Raw genomic sequence first — 21,356 nt, 5'->3', positions numbered from 1 at the left:
AACCTTATTCACCCTATAAAAAGCCAGAATGAAACAGATGTTACAAATTTATTGCAAAAATAATAATATTTATAGAGAATTTCCTATCGGCAGCTCACTTTTGGATATTTATTACGGTTTAAATCTTAATTTCCCTTATCCGGTAGTTAGCGCCAAAGTCAATAATCGATCAGAGGGGCTTACCTACCGCGTCTACAACAACAAGGACGTAGAGTTTCTAGATGTAAGAGATTCTTCCGGTATGCGCACGTATGTACGTTCACTTTGTTTCGTTCTTTTCAAAGCAATCAACGAACTATTTCCCGATGGAAAACTCTTTGTCGAGCACCCCATATCGAAGGGTTACTTCTGCAACCTCCGTTTGGGACGCCCCGTCACGCTCGAAGACATAACAGCGATCAAAAAGCGCATGCACGAAATCGTAGATCAAGACATTCCGTATCTACGCACCGAGTGTCATACAACCGAAGCAGTACGCATCTTTAGTGAGCACGGTATGAAAGATAAGGTAAAGCTGCTCGAGACCTCCGGATCACTTTACACCTATTACTATACATTGGGCGATACGGTCGATTATTATTATGGCAATCTACTGCCAAGTACAGGTTTCATCAAAGTATTCGACCTTGTAAAGTACTATGACGGCTTGTTGCTGCGCATTCCCAGCAAGGAAGACCCTACCCGCCTCGAAGAAGTAGTGAAACAAGAGAAAATGCTCGATGTGTTTAAGGAATATTTAAACTGGAGCTACATTATGGGCGTGAACAATGCAGGCGATTTCAACCAGGCCTGCGAAGCCGGTCATGCCACTGACTTGATTAACGTAGCCGAAGCATTGCAGGAAAAGAAAATCGCACAGATAGCCGATACCATTTTCATGCGAGGCGAAAACGAAGAGCGAGTAAAGTTAGTCTTGATCTCCGGTCCCTCTTCGTCGGGCAAAACAACCTTTAGCAAACGTCTCTCCATTCAACTGATGACCAATGGACTGCGACCTTACCCCATCTCGCTCGACAATTACTTTGTAGACCGTTCGGAGACCCCGCGCGATGAAAACGGAGATTACGATTATGAATCGCTTTACGCGCTCGACCTGGAGTTATTCAACGAACACCTGCAAGCACTCCTTCGGGGCGAAGAGGTAGAGATTCCACGCTACAACTTTACATTGGGCAAGAAAGAGTATAAAGGCGATAAACTTAAAATCAGCGAGCATACCATTCTGATTCTCGAAGGTATTCATGCCCTGAACCCCGAGTTAACACCACAGATATCCAACGATCAGAAGTTCAAGATATACGTATCGGCACTTACCACCATCTCGCTCGACGATCACAACTGGATACCCACGACCGACAACCGCCTGCTGCGACGCATCATCCGTGATTTCAATTACCGCGGATATTCGGCTCAGGAGACTATCTCGCGGTGGCCAAGCGTACGCGCCGGCGAAGACAAATGGATATTCCCCTATCAAGAGAATGCAGATGTGATGTTCAACTCGGCCTTACTGTTTGAGTTTGCCGTGCTACGGGCACATGCCGAACCCATTCTTACTGGCGTTGCACGCAACTGTCCGGAGTATTGTGAGGCTTACCGACTACAGAAATTCATTAAGTATTTCATCCCGGTACAAGACAAAGAAATCCCACCCACCTCGCTCCTACGCGAGTTTTTGGGCGGCAGCAGTTTTGTTTATTAAAAGCCGCAAACAGCCACATCGAACCTAAAGATAACTATTTAGTTATCTGCCCATGTTTTTTATCAGAATATTTGTCGATATTCTGATAATTAGTTAAATTTGTATCCTATAAAATCTAACAAGATGAAACTTACTACATTAATCATTACCATCATTCTCTGTTTCAGTACAGTATGCAATGCTCAGGGCACAACCAACAGAGCCGAAGAGCTTATGAAGCAGGCACAAAGCAGTTTGGAACAGAAGGAATACGTCAAAGCACGTTACCTATTCATGCAAGCCTACGGAGCTTTTGCCGCGCAGGACAACTACAAGCATGCGGTAGAGTGTGGAATGAATGTGAGTGCACTTTATCATCGCGAGAATTATTACAAAGAGGCTTTCGACATCTGCCGAGCCGCAGAGGCGGTGGTCTTGGCCGGTGAGGTCAAACAGCAGAAGAAGCTCTACGACCTTCGCTTCCCTATCGCCAAAGAGCGATTGCAGATGTACATCAAACTCAAAAACCCGGCACAAGCCAACGTACAACTCAAAGCCCTTGAAGAGCTCGCTCGCCAAGCAGGCAGCAGCACGCTCAATGAAGACTTACTGTACACACAGGCCAGCTATTACTATTCCTTCGGACAGAATACCGAGGGCGACGCTTGCTTTAATAAGCTGATCGCACAATATAAAAAGGAGAAGAACTACGAAAAAGTCAACGAGTGCTATAAGAAACTCATATCCATTGCCCGCAAAGCAAACAACGCCGCCTTGGTGGGGCGCACATACGAGCAGTTTATCGTGTGGACCGACTCTGTAAAATCGCTCACCGCACAAGACGAGGTAAACGTACTCAAACGCCAGCACAACGAAAGCCGGCAAATCATTCAAGAGAAAGACGACTCACTGGCGGGCAAACAGTACATCATCATCGCACTCTGCATCTTGGCGGTAATTCTGATTGCCGCACTGGCCTTTCTGGGCATTTTGTTGCTGCGCTTCATCGCCACCGTTCGCAAACAGAAGCAGAGTATCCGGATAGCCAACGAGCGCAACGAACTTAAATCCCAGTTCATCCGCAACATATCGGCACAGATGGAACCGACGCTCAACACACTGACCGCCTCTGCCCGTCAACTGCCCGGAGCCGAACCGATGCTGGCGCAGGTCGATGCGCTCAGAGGATTCAGCAACCACATACAAGAGCTCTCTTCGCTGGAAAGTTCGCTTGCCGAAGGCTATGAGATGACCACCATCAACAACATCAGCACCTTCTGCGAAGAGTTGGTAGAGAAGCACAAGACAGTTATCGCCCCCGAGGTTAGCGTCACCATCAATGCACCCAAGCTACAAGTAAAAACCAACCCCGAACAGCTTGAACGCATCTTGACACACCTGCTCAAAAACGCTGCCGAATATACGAAAGAAGGAAAAATCATCCTCGACTTTAAGAAGCGAGGTGCTCATACACACCAATTCATCGTAACCGATACGGGTGTGGGCATCCCCGCCGAGCAACAGGAGAACCTCTTCAAACCCTTTGCCACGATCAAGGACCTTACACAGGGCGATGGGCTGGGACTTCCGATTTGCGCGCTCATCGCTACCAAGATGAACGGTAGCCTAACGCTCGATACCGGCTATACGAAAGGAAGCCGCTTTATACTCGAGCTGCACGCTTAACGGTTCAAGATAGTCTATACAATTTTCTACGGGCGTATGCTTAACGGCTTACGCCCGTATTCGTTTCCATACACTTCACCCCTCGCCCGGAACGTAGATGGGCTGCATGCGCGTACCGATATTCTTCAATACACCCTCCTGACGCAAGCGAAGAATGTGCCGGGTGGCGGTATTACGCGTCATGCCACAACAGGCTTGAAAGTCGCTTCGAGTCATTACCTTCCGTTCAGAGAAATACTTCGCCAACCGTACCCGAATCTCCTCGTTGCTAAGCCGCCGGGAGTGTGCACCGTATTTGGTATGCTCCACTTCGATGATTCCGATATTCTCTTTCAGCTTACTGTCGGCACGAAACTTCACCGCTTTCATCCTCACCTTCGTATTGCGCCGCTTGGTCTGCGCCTCCACTTCTCCGTCTACTGCCAGAGAGATGTGAAAATAGCCCAGTCCATCGAGATGCACGCGCTTTCCTTCCTGCAAGTGCTCCGCCACAACAGCCGACAAGGCGTCGAGAACCGCAGCTACATCCACCTTCGTGAGCGAGCAACGCCCCTGAATTTGCTGGGCAAGTTGTGTCGTGTCGACCCGCCCGTTGAGCGTAGGACGTGCATGATAATGTTTAATCTCTTCCTCTTGGTCGGGGGTTGTGGGGTTTTCGTACCACTCAAATCGAATAGGCATAGCTTTACTGTATTAGATGGTTTACAATCGGGTGTTTCCTCGGCAGAAAGTTGCTCAATGGTCGCCGCATAATAGCTTTCTCACCAAGGTGGGTAATTATCCCCACCCGGGTGAGAAGACTTCCCCACCCGGGTGGGGAGACCTTCTCACCTAGGTGAGAATAGCTTTATCTGAGCACCAAAGTTACACAATAAAGTATTGAAAAACAAGCGAAAGGGGTATGTTTTCGCGTTTTAAAGAGGAGTCTCTTGCCCAAAGAATCAGCGCGCGGCTTTGATAACAGGGCGTACAAGGTATTCGTTAAACACGATACCCGTTACAATAAGTGCCAAACCGATGTAGGTAGTCGTTACAATCTGTTCGTCCAGCACCACAGCGATAAGGAAAAGCGAGAGGAACGGCGAGAGATAGCACATCTGGTTGACCAACGCGGGATTGGTGGTTTTTCTCATGGCCAGACCGAAGAAGATAAACGGAACGCCTATCTCGAAAGCGCCCACGTACATACCCGAAAGAATACCGGGCAGGGTAGAGATGTTGACTCCCACCACGCAAGCACCCGCCACGAGATAGAGGGTGCCGAAGAGGAAGCTCATAAAGAGGGTTACACTGCCATCGACCGTTCGGTTCTTATTATTGACCATCCAATAAGCAGCCCACAAAAAGGCACTCAGTGCGGCAAGCAACAGACCGGTTACCGACACAGTGCTACCCGCCATGCTACCCGAGCCGAAAGAGATGAGTGCCACTCCGGCAAGCGAGATGAACATACCGATGTACTTCATCCGCGGGATGGGCTGCCGCGCAAAGAGAGCCAGCAGGATGAGCAGCACAATGGGCCACGCATAGTTAATAGGTTGTGCCACCTGTGCCGGCAAGAGGGCATAGGCTTTGAACAGCACCAGATAATAAGCAACGGGATTGAGCAGACCGATGAGTGCGAAACGCCTCCACTGCCGGGCAGGGAGGGCGCGCACCAGCGTCCACTTTCGTTGAACGGTGAGCAGGAGTATAAACAGGCACAAAGCCGTACAGCTTGCCACCAGCAACATCTCGAAATGAGTGAGATGGGTGAGAGATATCTTAAAAGCGGTAGCAACCGTCGACCAGCTCAACACGGCGATGCCGGCATAGACGGTTGCTTTGGAATTGTCTGTCATGAGTTATCGCAAGGCTTCTACCTCTTCGGGGGTTAACGGAATCTTCTTACCCAAACGACGGGCTCCGGTCTCGGTGATGAGGTAATCCTCTTCGTTACGAATGCCTCCGAAGGTACGATACGTTTCGAGCTTCTCGTAGTTGATGAAGTCGGTGAACTTGTTCTGTCCTTTCCATAGGTCGATCAGTTCGGGGATGAAGTAGATGCCCGGCTCGATGGTGAGCACGAAACCCGGTTCGAGCGGCATGCCCAGACGAAGCGACTTGCGGCCGAACTGGGTGCTCTTGGGCTGACCGTTGTAGCCGACCCATTGCTCGCCGAGGTTCTCCATATCGTGCACGTCGAGTCCCATCATATGCCCCAGTCCGCAGGGATAGAACATGGCGTGTGCGCCCTCGCGTACGGCATCGGTCGCATCACCTTTCATCAATCCGAGGTCTTTGAGACCCTCGACCATGACGCGTGCCGAGAGATCGTACACATCGACAAAGGGAACTCCCGGACGAAGGGCTTCGACCGAGGCCAGATGCATGGCGTTCTGGAGTTGGTATATTTCGCGTTGACGGGCGGTAAAGGTTCGGTCGGCAGGAACGGTCGACGACATATCGCCGGCATAGCCCATGGCTGTTTCGGCTCCGGCATCGATCAGGAAGAGGTCGCCCGACTTCACTGTGTTGCCATGATAGTGGTTGTGCAGCGTCTGTCCGTTCACCGTAGCGATGGTGGCAAACGACAAATCGCCTCCCGCAGCCAGTGCCACGGCTTCGATGGCGGCAGCCACTTCACACTCGCGCATACCCGGACGGATCATTTTGATTGCCGTCAGGTGCATATCGGCGGTAATGTCGCACGCCTTTTCGATCTCGACAATCTCTTCGGCCGACTTATGGTTACGTTGGTCTACAATGGCGCGAATAAATGGAACCGAAGCCACCTGTGCAGCAGGGGCTATGCCCAACCAGTCCATCAGCTTCAGCTTATGCTCGGCACGGTAAGGAGGCAGGTAGTGCACCGTTTGTCCTTTGCTTACGGCTTTGTGCAGGTAGTTCACGATATCAGCCGAGGGCAGGGTGTGCGTCACGCCTACCCGCTCGCTCTTTTCCTTTAGCGTGGGCTGCGTACCCATCCATACGATGTGGTCGATGCTGAGTTCATCACCGAAAATAATCTCTTTGTCTTCGTCAATATCGATAATAGCCGAAAGGCCGGCAAAGGAAAGACCGAAGTAATACAGGAAACTCGAATCCTGCCGATAGCGGAAGGTATTGTCTCCATAATTCAATCCACACTCATCGTTGCCCAGAAACAACAACACTCCGGAACCCACTTTTTTCTTCAGCAGGGCTCTGCGCTGCACATACGTCTCTTTACCAAACATAACGTTCTATATTTTAAGTTAGTGCAACAAAGATAGCGAATTTAGTGTTATACAAATAAAAATTATTGGTCTAATCAATGTAATCTGTCGTTAAAAAGTTACTTTTGTAGCGATAAACAACGTAAAAGCAGAAACCAATGGCACAAGGTTCACGTCAAATACAATCGCAGGCGCAGCAGCAAATTCAGACGCTCTCACCCCAGCAGATTCTGGTAGTGAAGTTGCTGGAGCTCCCTGCCGTTGAATTGGAAGACCGCATACACGCCGAACTGTTAGAAAACCCCGCCCTCGAAGAGGGGCGCGATGAGAGCGCCGCCGACGATTATGCCGAGGGCGACACCGCTGATAACAGTACGGAAACCGACCCCAACGAATACGATTCGCTGGGCGATTACCTGTCCGAAGACGACATCCCCGACTATAAATTGCAGGAGAACAACCGTTCGCGGGGCGAGCAGGCCGAGGAGATTCCTTTCTCGGACGCTACCTCGTTCTACGAATTCTTGCGCGAACAACTGCACGAGCGCAACCTCACCGAGCACCAACTGGAACTGACAGAATACCTTATCGGCTCGCTCGACGACGATGGGTTGCTGCGCAAATCCCTCGAAAGTATCAGCGATGAGCTCGCCATCTACGTCGGCATCAATGCTACCGAAGAGGAGCTGGAAGAGGCCTTGAAGATCATTCAAGACTTCGATCCGCCCGGACTGGGTGCACGCAACCTGCAGGAATGTCTGCTCATACAGATCCGTCGCAAGTGGAAACCGGGCAAGCTCAACGTGTTGCTCGTGCTCGAAGAGCAGATCATCACCGAGTGTTACGAGGAGTTCACCCGCAAACACTGGGACAAGATAGCCCGCAAACTCAATATCGACGAAGAGTGTCTGGCCGAGGCCATCGAAGAGATCACCAAGCTAAACCCGCGCCCGGGTGCTTCGCTGGGCGAAGCCATCGGACGAAACCTGCAACAGATCGTGCCCGACTTTCTGGTCGATACGTACGACGACGGCAGCATCAACATCAACCTCAACAACCGCAACGTGCCCGAGCTGCGCATGAGTCGAGACTTTACCGAAATGGTCGAGGAGCATACCCGCAACCGGGCGAACCAGTCGAAAGAGTCACGCGAGGCAATGATGTTTCTCAAACAGAAGATGGATGCGGCGCAAGGATTTATCGATGCCGTGAAGCAACGGCAGAATACACTGATGACCACCATGCAAGCCATCATCGACCTGCAACGCCCTTTCTTTACCGAAGGAGACGAATCGCTGCTGCGCCCCATGATCCTGAAAGATGTGGCCGAACGCACGGGGCTCGACATATCGACCATCTCGCGCGTGAGCAACAGTAAATACGTGCAGACCAACTTCGGGATCTACCCCCTGAAGTATTTCTTCAGCGACGGCTACACCACCGAGGATGGCGAGGAGCTCTCGGTACGCGAGATACGCAAAATACTCAAAGAGTGCATCGACAGCGAGAACAAGAAGAAACCCCTCACCGACGATGAACTGGCCGATATACTCAAAGAAAAGGGGTATCCGATAGCCCGGCGCACCATAGCCAAGTACAGACAACAGTTAAACATCCCCGTGGCGCGGCTGCGGAGATGACGATACATAACGAATGATCCATAACCAATTATGAGTGAGGTAACAGAAAGAAAAATAGAGCATCATATCATTGCCGACAGAACGATGATACGCACAGCCAGAATCATTTCGGGGATATTGACACCGTTCTCCATCCCGTTTCTGGCTTTCCTGGTCTTGTTCTTATTCTCCTATCTACGCATCATGCCGATGGCTTACAAGCTGATTGTGCTGGGCATTGTGTATTGTTTCACAATTCTGATGCCGACGGTCACCATCTTCTTGTTTCGCAAGATCAATGGCTTTGCTCCGCACGACCTGAGCGACCGTAAAAAGCGGTATATACCCTTTATACTGACCATCACCTCGTATATCTTCTGCCTGCTGATGATGCATCGCCTCAACATTCCATGGTATATGACGGGCATCATTTTTGCTGCACTCATCATGCAAATCATCTGTATTGTGGTGAACCTGAAGTGGAAGCTGAGCGAACACATGGCAGGTATGGGAGGCATCGTGGGCGGATTGCTATCGTTCAGCTCTCTGTTCGGCTACAACCCCGTGTGGTGGCTATGCATTTTTATCTTGATAGCCGGAGTGCTGGGTTCGGCCCGCATCATTCTGCGCCACCATACACTGGGCGAGGTGCTCTGCGGTTTCGCCGTGGGCTTTGCCTGTGCCATACTGGTATTGCATCCGGTTATCAGCAACAGTTTGTTCCGAATATTTCTATTTTAAATAAAGTATAAACCCTAAAAACTAATTATCATGAATTTTCCACAAAATGTAAAGTACACTAAAGAACACGAATGGATTCGCCTCGAAGGCGATGTAGCGTATGTAGGCATCACTGACTATGCACAAGAACAACTAGGCGATATTGTCTTTGTCGACATACCCACCGTAGGCGAAGAACTGGCAGCCGACGAGGTGTTCGGAACCATCGAGGTAGTGAAAACCATCTCCGATCTGTTTCTGCCTATTGCCGGCGAGATACTCGACCAGAACGAGGCACTCGAGGATAACCCCGAGTTGGTAAACAAAGACCCGTATGGCGAAGGCTGGCTCATCAAGTTGAAACCTGCCGATGTAGCCGATATGGACAACCTGCTCGATGCCGAGACATACAGAGCGGTGGTTAACGGCTAACAGATGTACCCTATTCAGTATTTAAATAATATTTAATCATGACTCCAATTGTAAGTATCATTATGGGTAGCACATCCGACCTTCCGGTTATGGAGAAGGCTGCACAACTGCTCAATGATTTGCAAGTACCGTTCGAAATGAACGCTCTTTCGGCTCACCGCACGCCCGAGGCTGTGGAAGAGTTTGCCAAAAATGCCCACACACGTGGCATTAAAGTAATAATTGCCGCCGCAGGCATGGCTGCCCACCTTCCGGGTGTGATTGCCGCATCGACTCCGCTGCCGGTGATCGGAGTGCCCATAAAGTCGTCGCTCGACGGAATGGATGCACTGCTGGCTATCGTACAAATGCCTCCGGGTATCCCCGTGGCCACAGTCGGCATCAATGGTGCGCTCAATGCCGCTATCCTTGCCGTGCAGATGCTGGCACTGGAAGACAAAGCATTGGAAGCCAAGTTTGTTACTTACAAGGAGAGTCTGAAGAAGAAAATTGTACAAGCAAACGAAGAGTTGAAAGCAATTAAGTACGACTTTAAGACGAACTAAATGGATCTATTCAACTACTCCCGCCGGGAGACATCAGAAGTAATGGTTGGGGCTGCTCCGTTGGGCGGCCCCAACGCCATTCGTATCCAGTCGATGACCAATACGTCGACACAGGATACAGACGCCTGCGTGGCACAAGCCAAACGGATTGTCGACGCCGGCGGAGAGTACGTGCGCCTCACGACTCAGGGCATCAAAGAAGCCGAGAACCTGATGCATATCAACATCGGTTTGCGCAAAAGCGGCTATATGGTTCCCTTGGTAGCCGATGTGCACTTCAACCCCAAAGTAGCCGATGTGGCTGCACGGTATGCCGAGAAGGTACGCATCAACCCGGGAAACTACGTGGATGCGGCACGCACCTTTAAGGAACTGAGCTACACCGACGAAGAGTATGCGGCAGAGTTGCAGAAGATACACGATCGGTTTGTACCGTTTCTGAACATCTGCAAAGAGAACCGCACCGCCATCCGTATCGGCGTGAACCACGGCTCACTGTCCGATCGCATCCTGTCTCGTTATGGCGATACGCCCGAAGGCATGGTTGAGTCGTGCATGGAGTTCCTGCGCATTTGCGTAGCCGAGGGATTCGATCAGGTGGTGATCTCGATCAAAGCATCGAATACGGTGGTGATGGTGAGAACCGTTCGCCTGCTCGTATCGGTGATGGAGCAAGAAGGTATGCACTTCCCGCTGCATCTAGGTGTAACCGAAGCGGGCGATGGAGAAGACGGACGCATCAAGTCGGCTCTGGGCATCGGCGCATTACTGTCCGACGGATTGGGCGACACCATCCGGGTGTCACTCAGCGAAGAGCCCGAACTGGAAATTCCGGTAGCACGCAAACTGGTCGATTACATCGCACAGCGAACAGAGCATCCTTTCATTCCGGGTATGCCGGCAGCAGAGTTTCATTACCTTTCGCCGACACGCCGCGTAACAACCGCGGTGCGCAACATTGGCGGCGAACAGCTGCCCGTAGTCATAGCCGACCGCATGGACGGACGCAGCGAGGTTGATCCGCAGTTTACCCCAGACTATATTTATGCCGGACGCGAACTGCCCACACAACCCGAAACACCGGATATGCAATACATCGTAGATGCCGATGTGTGGACACAGGCAGCCAATACCTGGCCTGCCTTCAACTACCAACAATTATCCTTGATCGATGCTTGCCAGTCGGAGCTGAAGTTCCTCTTCATGCCATATACAGCACTCACCGACGAGGTATTGGCGTGTTTGCAACGGCATCCCGAAGTGGTCGTGATCTCGCAAAGCAACCACCTCAACCGTGTAGGTGAGCACCGTGCCTTGGCGCATCAACTGATGGAGGATGGATTGAAAAACCCAATCGTCATCTTCCAGCATTATGCCGAGAACGAAGCCGAAGAACTACAAATCAAATCGGCCGCCGATACAGGTGCACTGATCTTCGACGGGTTGTGCGATGGTATCTACCTCCTGAATCAAGGTACGCTGAGCCATGCCGTGATCGATGCAACCGCCTTCGGCATCCTGCAAGCCGGACGGGTGCGTACGTCGAAAACGGAATACATCTCGTGTCCCGGTTGCGGACGTACCTTATTTAATCTACAAAGCACCATTGCCCGTGTGAAAGCAGCGACATCGCATCTCAAAGGACTAAAGATAGGAATTATGGGGTGCATCGTCAACGGACCGGGCGAAATGGCAGACGCCGATTACGGTTATGTAGGAGCAGGCAGAGGCAAAATCAGCCTGTACAAACGGAAGGAGTGCGTTGAAAAGAACATCCCCGAAGCGGAAGCGGTAGAGAAACTCATTGAGCTAATCAAAGCGAATGGAGATTACGAAGAGAAGTAGCCCCTTGCCGGGCAACAAGTGTTTCTGCTGATCGAAGCGGATAGCACTAATGACAAATGAGAGCGTCCCACAGAGTTTACAAACCGATAAACTCTGTGGGACGCTGCTTTATGTAATAATGCGTGGCTATGGGCTTACTTCTTCTGCTTAAAGAGCCACTCCATGAAATCGGGCGTACCGAAGGCAGGTGTCCAGCTACCGTGGTTGCAACCGGGGAATTCGATGTATTCGACCTTGGCTCCTACTTGTTTGAGGGCTTTGTAGGCTTCGCGCGAGCCTTCGACCGGAACTACATTGTCGGCATCACCGTGAAAGATACGGAAGTTAACCGACTTAGCTTGCTTCAACCGTGCGGGGTTGACCGTTCCGCAGATAGGTACGGCAGCGGCAAAAACCTCGGGGTAGCGAATAGCCATATCATACGTACCCATGCCCCCCATGGAAAGACCGATGATGTAGACCCTTTTCTTGTCGACCTCCGGCAGTGCCAGATAGGTATCGAGCAATTCCTTGAGGGTTTTGAAAATCGGGGTGATGGGTTCATTCAAAGGCATCTCTGCCGGAACAAAGGAAGTAGGGCGTGCGTGATACGCCCAGTAACCACTTTCGGGACATTGCGGAGCAAGCACAAAAGCGGGATGCTTCTCTCGGTTGACCGGATTAAGAAACATCTGCCCACCATGTGTAAGCTGCTTCTCGTTGTCGCTGCCGCGCTCTCCTGCACCGTGCAGAAAGAGCACCAGCGGGTATTTCTTTCCGGACTTCTGCCCTTCGGGACGAAGCAAGCGGTACTGCAACGAGTCGCCTTGCGGAGAGACGAATACTTTCTTCTCATAGCCTTGTTGCGCTACTACCGAGGCGGTAAGCAGCAGCAGAGCAAAAAGGGTTAGTAACTTCTTCATATTAGTTTGCGTGTTAGTGAACGTACTGAATTAGCTTGGTTAGTGAACGTGAATAACTGCCGAGCGTAAAGATACACCATTTTCATTGAATGCTTCTACGCAAAAGTAATAATCTTGATCGACGGTGAGCGACTTCATAAAGAGTTCGTTATTGCCATATACCATCCACGAGCTGTACAACTTATCGGGAGCGATGCCCCACAAAACATTGTAGCCTTGCGCTCCTTTGACGGGTGTCCAAGTGAGTTGAACATCACGACGATCTGCCTTGCGGTCTATGGTCAGCTTTTTGGGCGCGGCAGGTGCTTTGCCTAAGCCCAAACCGAATACACGAAGCTCGGAGATGGCAAGGTTGGGCGTAGGCACATCGATATTGCGGTAGCGCACGTAACGCACTGTAGTAGGAACGGCCAACTCCACGTAGTCGTTGGGAGTATCCTTATAGCTGCTTTTGCGGTCGACCAGGGTAGTCCAGTTCTGTCCGTCGAGAGAACCTTCAATCGTATAGCGATGATGCAAATTGGGCAGACGACCATACATATTGCTTTGATAGTCGTGATAGTTCACCTGAATGGCACAAGCCGAGGCCGGAGTTTCCAGATCGATCATCACCCATTGCTTTTCGTCATTAGCGGCAGCGAGCCAGAACGATTTATTCAGTTCATCGGTCAATGCGGCAGGAGCAAAGGTGCCTTCTGTAGTCGAAGCCGTCACCGGTTTCTGATACGAAAGAAGCATCCATCCGCGAAACTGTCCTGCCTTCTGAGGAACCCCGGGGGCATAGCGGGGGTAATCGCCAAAACGGGTATCGACATACATCAACCCCTCTTTGTCGAATCCGGCAGGGAACATACAGAGACGACGCTCCCAGTTGACATTGATCGAAAGAGCCATCGAAGCAAAGTGCCAGTACTGCCCACCGGGACCTACAACGGTACTTCCGTGTCCGGCTCCGTTCATAAAGCCGCCGGGTTTGTACGATACCGGATTGTGCTTCTGATACGTATAAGAACCCAGAGGGCTATCGGCTACGTACACACCATCGGCATATACATTGAACTCAGTGCCGGGAGCACCGTATTGCATATAATACTTTCCGTTGTGCTTGGTAAGCCAAGGGCCTTCCATGTATCCGCCCAGAATGGTATCCGAATGGTTCTCGCCAAAACGTTCCCAACCATGCTTGGGCATATCGAGGTTAAAGAGTGGTACCGTTTCGCCTTTCTTGGTGAAGCGGTGGTTCTTATCAAGCTCCATGCCCCGAATGGGGTAAGTGTTTGAGGAGCCCCAGAACATATAGGCTTTGCCGTCGTCATCAATAAAGAGCGCGGGATCTTGCAGATCGCCCAGAATGGCAGGGGTCGCCTCCCAGTTCCCGCTTTTGGGGTTGTCGGTATAAAGTATGCTCGAAGCGCCCGAGGGATCGCCCAGCACATACAAAACCGAATCTTTGTAATTATGAGCCGCCGGAGCGTTGCATCCTTGCGGATACCAATTCTTGCCCGGATTTACAAAGTCCCAATGAAGCAAATCTTTCGAATGCCAGTAACCATGCGAACGGGTCACAAACATATAGTACTCGCCCCGAAACTCCACCACGGCAGGATCGGCTCCCGACCGGTAAGAGATATCGCGCGAAGAGTCATAAATCATATACGTGTAATCGATATTAAGCGGATTACAGTAAGTATCCTGACGCATACTCTGCGCCAACAGGGTAGCCGAAACGATGAAAGAGGCTACTAACAAGGTAAGCGTTCGTTGTAAGTTCATCCTGAAAAGGTATTAGTTATTTTTTAGTCTGATACTCTTGTATCACAGCATTGTTAAACACAAAAGCCCGACGTTAGGTTCAGCGAATAATCAAGTTGGCCTCTACGGGGGTATGATCGGAAAGATAGCCGCCATCGGGGATATCCTGAATCACCCGATAATCGACGGTCTCTACTCCTTCGCTTACGAAAATATAATCAATCAGTGTACGTTTCTCCAACGGAATACGACCGAAGTCGTGGAAAGTCCAGGCAGGACCGTAAACTACGGGAGCAAGCATACGGGTATCTTTGAGTCCGCCATCGGCGATGAGCCGGATCGGTTCCGAATCGGGCGTACTGTTAAAGTCGCCTGTTACAATAACAGGCAGCTTACCGGCAATCTCCTGTGCTTTGGCCAATAGCAGTTTGGCACTTTCGCGGCGGGCCACCTCGCCCATGTGGTCGAAGTGCGTATTAAACACAGCCAGTTCTTTACCGCTTTCTTTGTCTTTCAGTATGGCCCAGGTCACAATACGTTCGCAGGCAGCATCCCATCCCTTCACACCTATCCGGTCGGGAGTTTCGCTGAGCCCGTACGTTCCTTCTTTCAACAGGTCGAAGCGTTCTGTTTTGTAAAAGAGGGAACTGTACTCACCCGCCTCTTTGCCATCGGCACGTCCTACCCCTAAGGCAGTGTATTGAGGCAAGCGATCTTTCAGGTCGACCAATTGGTTATGCACGACCTCCTGCATACCCAACACATCTGGAGCATAGTAAGTTATCATTTGCGCGGCATTATCTTTGCGGTATTGCCAATTGTTCAAGCTATCGCCCGCATGGTCTAAGCGGATATTGAAAGTCATGACCTTCAAGGCTGCTTCTTTGGGATTGGTGCAAGAGGTGGCAAACAGGCTACCTACTAATAAGAGACTAATTAAAAAGTTATTTTTCATGGTGGTAGTTCTTTTAATGAATCAATTGATATGGGGCGAGGTGAAGCCTAACTTCTTTAATCCATTCTGCACATCGGGGTGACTCATAAAGAGTTTCCAAATCAATCCACTGCGATAGTTCTCGATCATCACCACGATAGGACCTTGGTCGATAGCCAGGTAAGAGGGAGCAAACCAGTTTTGTCCCAGATTGAAGGCATCTTTGAAACCATACTCACCCCAAAGACGGTCGCCCAGCTCTTCATAGAAGTAGCGCATGGCTTTCATCGAATGCTCGGGAGCGTAAGGAATCGAAGAAAGTGCCGCCGTGGGGGTAATGACACCCCGGTCGTTTTGCGGACAGTGTGCCGAATAGCCTTGATCGCCGTCGCTCGCTGTCAAACCCCAACACTTATCGCTATACCCTTTGAACTTCTTCGGGTTATCGATACAATAAGCACGGTTAATGAGCGTATGTGCTTTCATCTGTTCCTCGTAATCGGCATAGCGATCTTTCAATCCGCGTGGATCAAGTCCCATATACGAATAGTGAGTAAAGAAAAGAGGTCCACCGAACTCTGTGCCCAAAGGTAAGGAAATTCCATAATACTCCTTGCCATTTTTGAAAACATTTGAGTTGGCCCAACCCTTGTGATAAACCGATTCTTTAACTCCATAGGTGGGTGATGCCGCAGCAAGAATATAGGTGATGTGACATTCATTGTGTCCTTTGATCTGGTGGTTCATGGCAAAACCATTATTGGGCGACCAGTGCCAGTAGAGTACCTCTTCGCCTCCTTTGGTGAACCAATCCCACTCGGCTTCGCGCCAAAGGGCTTGAATGAGCCCCCGCACCTGATTCTCGGCAGGATTGTCTTGTGTGAAGTACTGCTGAGCGGCCAACAGCCCCTCGAACATAAAAGCCGACTCGACCAGATCGGCTCCATCGTCTTTGCGACTGAAAGGGATGGTTTTGCCGGTTGTTCCGTTGATCCAGTGCGCCCAAAAGCCATGATAGCTGTCGGTCTCCTTGCTATGAAGGAATTTCACGATCTTGAGCAGACGTTCGGCTCCCTGCTGACGGGTGATAAAACCTCTCTCTACCCCAACGATGATAGCCATAACCCCAAAGCCGGAACCACCGATGGTTACGATCTCATCGCTACCGTTGCTGCGTTCGCGCGCTAAACCCGATACAGGGTGGGCATAGTCCCAAAAATAGCGAAAGGTCTGTTTCTGTACGAGTGTCATCAGGTCATCATCCGAAAGCTTTGGCTTGTTAGGAGCGGTAGATGGCAAACTCGCTTCTGCCGTACAGGCAGAAGCGAGAATAAAAAAGAATAAAATGAGTGTATGTTTCATGATACCTATTGAATTACTTATTTTGTGTCAATACTCCTTGAGAGATGTCGATCTGCTTTTGAGGAATAAAGAAGGTGGCGTGCTGAGCCATCGTGAAATTGTCTTTACCATGTGCTTTCAGCATCTTCGCTGCATAGCCCGGCACTACTTTATCGGCGCGAATCAGGTCGTAAAAGCGGTGTCCTTCCAAAGCCAGTTCCACACGACGCTCATGCCAGATAAGCTCACGCAGTTTGTCTGTATCGGTTTCTGTGATTGCCGGCAAATCAACTACCATATCGGCAGGATGAACCGAGCGACGTGCGCGGGCTCTCACCTCTTCGAGTTTGGCAAGGGCAGCCGTTTTATCGGTGTCTATTTCATTAGATGCTTCGGCATAGATAAGTAACACATCGGCATAACGCAAAAAGTACAGGTGGCAATTGTGCTTACCGAACGAATTGGAATTCCAGAAGCTAGTAGGCCAAATGGTTTTTTTATTGGCACGTGGCGGAATCTCTTTCTTAAAGTTGATTTGTCCTTTTCCTTCGAGCACGTCGCCATCGTAGAAGATCGTTGCCGTACGGCGGGGATCGCCTGCCTCATACGCCTTATCCAGTGCTTCGGAAGGAGAGAACATACCCCAGCCCATACCTGCACCACGGATACCCTGCCATTTGAGATACTCAGACTCCTTGTTTCTGTCCTGAGACTCACCCCAAAGGTACTGATCGGCCAGCATCACTTCATTCGAATAGTATGAATCGGGACTGAACAAGTCGCGATAATCATTATGGAGTGCATATTCTTTACGATCAATCACCTGACCGGCATATCTTTTCGCATTAGCATAATCCTGACGGAAAAGATACACCTTTGCCAATAATCCTTCGGCTGTACCTTTGGTTACACGACCCAGCTCTTTCGTTCCCCACTCCTGACGGGTAGGCAAGTTCTCGGCTGCAAATGTAAGGTCGCTTACAATCTGATCATAAACAAGTGCCTCTGCTGCGCGGGGTTGGTCATACTCGCCCGGTTGTTGTACTTGCGTAATTAAAGGAACACCGCCAAAAGCACGAACCAGGTTGAAGTAGAAGAAACCACGGAAAAAGCGGGCTTGTGCCACACACTTCACCCGAAGCGCTTCATTCTTCACTGCACCGAGGTTATCCAACGCTACATTACAGGAAGCGATGGCTTTGTAGTTTCCCTCCCACCAACCGTTTAGTTCGGCGGTGGAAGCATCGTATGTAAAATTATTAATTGTATTCAACCGAGGTACACTACCATCGGCCAATTCGCTACCGGTATCGGAATTATCACTCGGAAGTTCCATGATCCCAAACCAGGAGAAGCCGATGAGATCCCATGTACGCAATTTACTATATATAGCATTGATACTCATCAACGCACCTTGCTCTTCTCCGAAGAAAACATCTTCGGTTAGTTTTCCCTGAGATTCTACATTCAGGAAGTCCGAACAAGAGGAGAATGTAAGGGCCGAGGCCACTAAAATTGAAGCTATCTTTTTCATGTTATTACCGTATTAAAATGATTAGAATGTGAGGTTAAGACCGAAACGACAGGTAGCTGTAACCGGATAGATCTCGCGATCGAGCCCGCCCAACACTTCGGGAGTAAAACCGTTATAACCAGTAAAGTATGCCAGGTTATTGCCCGATACATACAACCTCAGATTCTGTACATGGATTTTCTGCATCAGCAATTTGGGGAATGTATAGCCCAACTCAACGGTTTGCAGTTTTACGTACGAGCCACTTTCTATATACCGATCGGAAGCCAGGTAGTTGTTTCCTTCAAGTGTCATACGAGGTATAGAAGCGCCCGTATTCTCGGGTGTCCAGCGATCAAGGAAGGAGCGATCCCAGTTGTCTGCTCCCGAGAAGCGTTCTACTTGCTTGGCGTTAAATATCTTATTACCGAAGTTGCCTTGGAAATCAACAGCCAAATCAAAACCTCTCCACGAGGCTGTAAGACCGAGTCCACCAATAAATTTAGGGGTAGGACTTCCTAAATCTTTGCGGTCTTCGGCTGTAATATAACCGCTACCGTCTACATCTTCATAAATAAGGTCGCCGGGGGCTACATTGTTTTGGTATTTTTGGCTGGGTTTGCCGCTCAGTGCTGCTGCTTTATCGTTATACGCTTTAATCTGCTCATCCGACTGGAAGATGCCAATTACCTTGTAACCATAGAAGTACTTGATCGGCATTCCTTCTTCGGTCATCTGTACCGACTTGCCTGCACCGATATCGCCACTGGCTATTCGTTTGCCTCCCAAATCGATCACCTCATTCTTGATAGTCGTTCCTGTGAGACGAACGGAGTAATTGAAGTCTTTATACGTATCCGCCCATTTCACCGTAAAATCGATACCGGAGTTACGTACGGCTCCTACATTTGTTTCGACAGGAGTAAGACCGACCGATCCGGGAACATCTACCGTAACCAACATGTCTTTGGTATCTCTTTGGTAGTAATCAAACTCTACCGCCAATCGGTTATTTAATAAACCCAGATCGAAACCTAAGTCCATCTGCTCCGAACGCTCCCAGTGAATACTCTTGTTAGACAACGAAGTGACTGTTCCGCCGGGGAAATAAATACCACCAAAAATAGCATCGTACGAAGGATTGATGTTAGCAAGAGGATTGTATTTATCGTTTCCGATTTTATCATTACCAATCTGTCCCCAGCTACCGCGCAGTTTCAGATTACTCAACCAAGTGGCATTCTCTTTCACAAAAGCCTCTTCCGATACTCTCCAGCCAATTGCGGCAGAGGGGAAATAACCCCAACGGTTATTCGGGCCGAACTTAGACGAGCCATCGGCACGCATCGAAGCCGTCAACAGGTAGCGATCCATCAATGCGTAGTTTGCACGGAACAGGTAAGACATCATAGCCTCGTGGTAACCATTGTTTCCAACAGACTTAGAGTCAACCGATGCCTGATCCAAGTACCAGTAATTATCATTGTTCGAAAAGAAGTCACGACCGAATCCTTCCAACTGTTCGTACTTACGTTTCTGAGCGGTGATACCTCCCAACAGATTTAACCGGCTGTTGGCATTGATCTGCCAATCATAAGTCAACAGATTCTCCCATAACCAGGTAAAATCACGGCTCCATCGCTTAGTCAAGCTGTTCGATGTATTCTTCTGCGTCTCCGACACATAGTATTCGGGAGTGAAGTTACGATACTGCCCGTTCAGATAATCGATACCGAGGCTGGTTTTAAAGTTTAGCCCTTTCAGCACTTCCCAGTTTAGAAAAGCACTACCGACTATCCGGTCTTTCCAATCGTCATTATTGGTATAGTGCAGTGAAGCAACGGGGTTGGCGGACGAAGCACTCTCAGAGTCCATAAAGCTACCGTCTTCGTTATAAGGTTTCTTCACCGGACTAATGGTATAAGCCGATTTTACGACCGATTTATTTTCGTTTAGCTTGTGGCTGAACGAAGCAGATAGGTTGTGACCAAAAGTCAAACGCTTGTTCAACTTATATGAATTATTGGCACGAATCGTAAAACGATCGTAGCTGTTGCCCTTGATGATACCATCTTGCTTATAGTAACCTGCACTGAGGTTATAGCGTACTTTCTCAGATCCACCGCTCACACTAACCTGATATTCACGGACAGATGCTACGCGAAAAATCTCATCAAACCAATTCGTTCCTCTACCCAGCGAAGCCGGATCATCGAATTTGGGAGTACCGCCTGTGTTTTTCAAAGCTTCATTAAGCAAAGTAGCGTATTCCGATGCAGAAGCCATCTCGAAGTTGCTGTTCTGAAACTGGAAACCTTCATTGGCCAATACATTGACAACTGCTTTTCCTTCGGCTCCTTGTTTCGTAGTAACGATAATCACACCGTTAGCACCACGCGAACCATACATAGCAGTGGCAGAAGCGTCTTTCAGTACTTCCATTGACTCAATGTCGTGTGTGTTCAGGAATGTAATATCTTCCATAAACATACCATCGACTACATAAAGAGGATTGCTGTTGTTGGTAGTACCGATACCACGGATACGCACTTCGGGCGAACTTCCCGGAGCACCATTGGCCGAGATAAAGACACCCGACACCCGTCCTTGCAGCGCATTGGCTACATTGGAGGTAGAGACCTTTTTCAGGTCGTCGCTCTTAATAGAGCCTACGGCACCAGTCAAGTCGGACTTTCGCTGTACGCCATAGCCAACAACAACTACCTCGTCGATCATCAAATTGTCCTCTTCCAACGACACATTGATTATTGACGAACCGTTCAGCTTTATCTCCTGAGGTTTCATTCCAATATAGCTAACAATCAGAGTAGCCTGAGAAGGAACTCCAACAAGCTTATAATCACCATCGAGACCTGTAATAGTTCCCAATGTCTGTCCTTTTACCTGAACAGTAGCACCGATAATTGACTCACCGGTTTTCTTCTCGGTTACGATACCCGAAACCGTGATGCTATTCTGCGCAAAAGAAAGAGCAGAAAGCAATAACATACTAAATACGAATAAAAGATTTTTTCTCATCGTGGGTATTGATTTAAAATTCTGCAGCAAACTTAGAGGATAAATTGATGTAAGTCAAAAAAAGAAGTACTACATGACTACCACGAGAAAAAAGCGGGTACTGTTTTAATACCACAACGCACATTAACACGCTTATAATCAACAGCTAAA

The 21,356-nt window shown here is 49.5% G+C and carries 16 protein-coding genes; 7 read left to right on the top strand and 9 right to left on the bottom strand.

The window, feature by feature from the left end; translation table 11 throughout:
• Positions 1-28 precede the first annotated feature (28 nt).
• Complete coding sequence (locus TY03_RS01395; protein WP_042366656.1) at positions 29-1,702, top strand: nucleoside kinase; 1,674 nt, start codon at positions 29-31, stop codon at positions 1,700-1,702.
• A 123-nt stretch (positions 1,703-1,825) separates the two neighbouring features.
• Positions 1,826-3,367 carry a sensor histidine kinase gene (locus tag TY03_RS01390; RefSeq protein WP_042366654.1) on the top strand — a complete coding sequence of 514 codons (1,542 nt, stop codon included), beginning with the start codon at positions 1,826-1,828 and terminating at the stop codon, positions 3,365-3,367.
• Between the two features lie 75 nt (positions 3,368-3,442).
• Here TY03_RS01390 and TY03_RS01385 read toward each other — a convergent pair whose 3' ends face one another.
• The 3 genes from TY03_RS01385 to TY03_RS01375 form a co-directional block, all read right to left on the bottom strand.
• The gene (locus TY03_RS01385; protein WP_042366652.1) at positions 3,443-4,048 is read right to left on the bottom strand and encodes an HU family DNA-binding protein; all 606 of its coding nucleotides are present in this window, start codon (positions 4,046-4,048) and stop codon (positions 3,443-3,445) included.
• 260 nt (positions 4,049-4,308) lie between these two features.
• Positions 4,309-5,208 (bottom strand): DMT family transporter, encoded by a 900-nt coding sequence (locus tag TY03_RS01380; RefSeq protein WP_042366650.1) that lies wholly within the window; start codon positions 5,206-5,208, stop codon positions 4,309-4,311.
• A gap of 3 nt (positions 5,209-5,211) precedes the next feature.
• Positions 5,212-6,585, bottom strand: coding sequence for an aminopeptidase P family protein (locus TY03_RS01375; protein WP_042366647.1), 1,374 nt, complete (start codon positions 6,583-6,585; stop codon positions 5,212-5,214).
• A 137-nt stretch (positions 6,586-6,722) separates the two neighbouring features.
• On the opposite strand from TY03_RS01375, the gene rpoN reads away from it, so the two are divergent.
• From rpoN to TY03_RS01350, 5 genes are read left to right on the top strand one after another with little or no spacing between them, the layout of a single operon-like run.
• Positions 6,723-8,204, top strand: coding sequence for an RNA polymerase factor sigma-54 (gene rpoN / locus TY03_RS01370; protein WP_042366645.1), 1,482 nt, complete (start codon positions 6,723-6,725; stop codon positions 8,202-8,204).
• Between the two features lie 30 nt (positions 8,205-8,234).
• Positions 8,235-8,924 carry a phosphatase PAP2 family protein gene (locus tag TY03_RS01365; RefSeq protein WP_042366643.1) on the top strand — a complete coding sequence of 230 codons (690 nt, stop codon included), beginning with the start codon at positions 8,235-8,237 and terminating at the stop codon, positions 8,922-8,924.
• A 30-nt stretch (positions 8,925-8,954) separates the two neighbouring features.
• Positions 8,955-9,335 carry a glycine cleavage system protein GcvH gene (gcvH, locus tag TY03_RS01360; RefSeq protein WP_042366641.1) on the top strand — a complete coding sequence of 127 codons (381 nt, stop codon included), beginning with the start codon at positions 8,955-8,957 and terminating at the stop codon, positions 9,333-9,335.
• 38 nt (positions 9,336-9,373) lie between these two features.
• Positions 9,374-9,880, top strand: coding sequence for a 5-(carboxyamino)imidazole ribonucleotide mutase (gene purE, locus TY03_RS01355; RefSeq protein ID WP_042366639.1), 507 nt, complete (start codon positions 9,374-9,376; stop codon positions 9,878-9,880).
• Entirely contained in the window at positions 9,881-11,725 is a 1,845-nt protein-coding gene (locus TY03_RS01350) for a 4-hydroxy-3-methylbut-2-en-1-yl diphosphate synthase (RefSeq protein ID WP_042366638.1), read from the top strand. It abuts the gene before it with no gap.
• Between the two features lie 134 nt (positions 11,726-11,859).
• Here TY03_RS01350 and TY03_RS01345 read toward each other — a convergent pair whose 3' ends face one another.
• The 6 genes from TY03_RS01345 to TY03_RS01320 form a co-directional block, all read right to left on the bottom strand.
• Positions 11,860-12,627, bottom strand: a complete 768-nt coding sequence (locus TY03_RS01345; protein WP_042366636.1) for a carboxylesterase family protein — start codon at positions 12,625-12,627, stop codon at positions 11,860-11,862.
• A 39-nt stretch (positions 12,628-12,666) separates the two neighbouring features.
• Complete coding sequence (locus TY03_RS01340) at positions 12,667-14,400, bottom strand: family 43 glycosylhydrolase (protein ID WP_042366632.1); 1,734 nt, start codon at positions 14,398-14,400, stop codon at positions 12,667-12,669.
• Between the two features lie 79 nt (positions 14,401-14,479).
• Entirely contained in the window at positions 14,480-15,334 is an 855-nt protein-coding gene (locus TY03_RS01335) for an endonuclease/exonuclease/phosphatase family protein (protein WP_042366631.1), read from the bottom strand.
• Positions 15,335-15,355: 21 nt separating this feature from the next.
• Entirely contained in the window at positions 15,356-16,675 is a 1,320-nt protein-coding gene (locus TY03_RS01330) for a glucoamylase family protein (protein ID WP_042366628.1), read from the bottom strand.
• Between the two features lie 13 nt (positions 16,676-16,688).
• Positions 16,689-18,188, bottom strand: coding sequence for a RagB/SusD family nutrient uptake outer membrane protein (locus tag TY03_RS01325; protein WP_042366626.1), 1,500 nt, complete (start codon positions 18,186-18,188; stop codon positions 16,689-16,691).
• A gap of 21 nt (positions 18,189-18,209) precedes the next feature.
• Positions 18,210-21,206 (bottom strand): SusC/RagA family TonB-linked outer membrane protein, encoded by a 2,997-nt coding sequence (locus TY03_RS01320; RefSeq protein WP_042366624.1) that lies wholly within the window; start codon positions 21,204-21,206, stop codon positions 18,210-18,212.
• Between the last annotated feature and the right edge of the window lie 150 nt (positions 21,207-21,356).

The sequence above is a fragment of the Bacteroides neonati genome (genome assembly GCF_000499785.1).
GTDB classification, from domain to species: Bacteria; Bacteroidota; Bacteroidia; order Bacteroidales; family Bacteroidaceae; genus Bacteroides; species Bacteroides neonati.
Note: the sequence above shows the minus strand (reverse complement) of the source record. Positions and strands in the feature narration are given on the sequence as shown.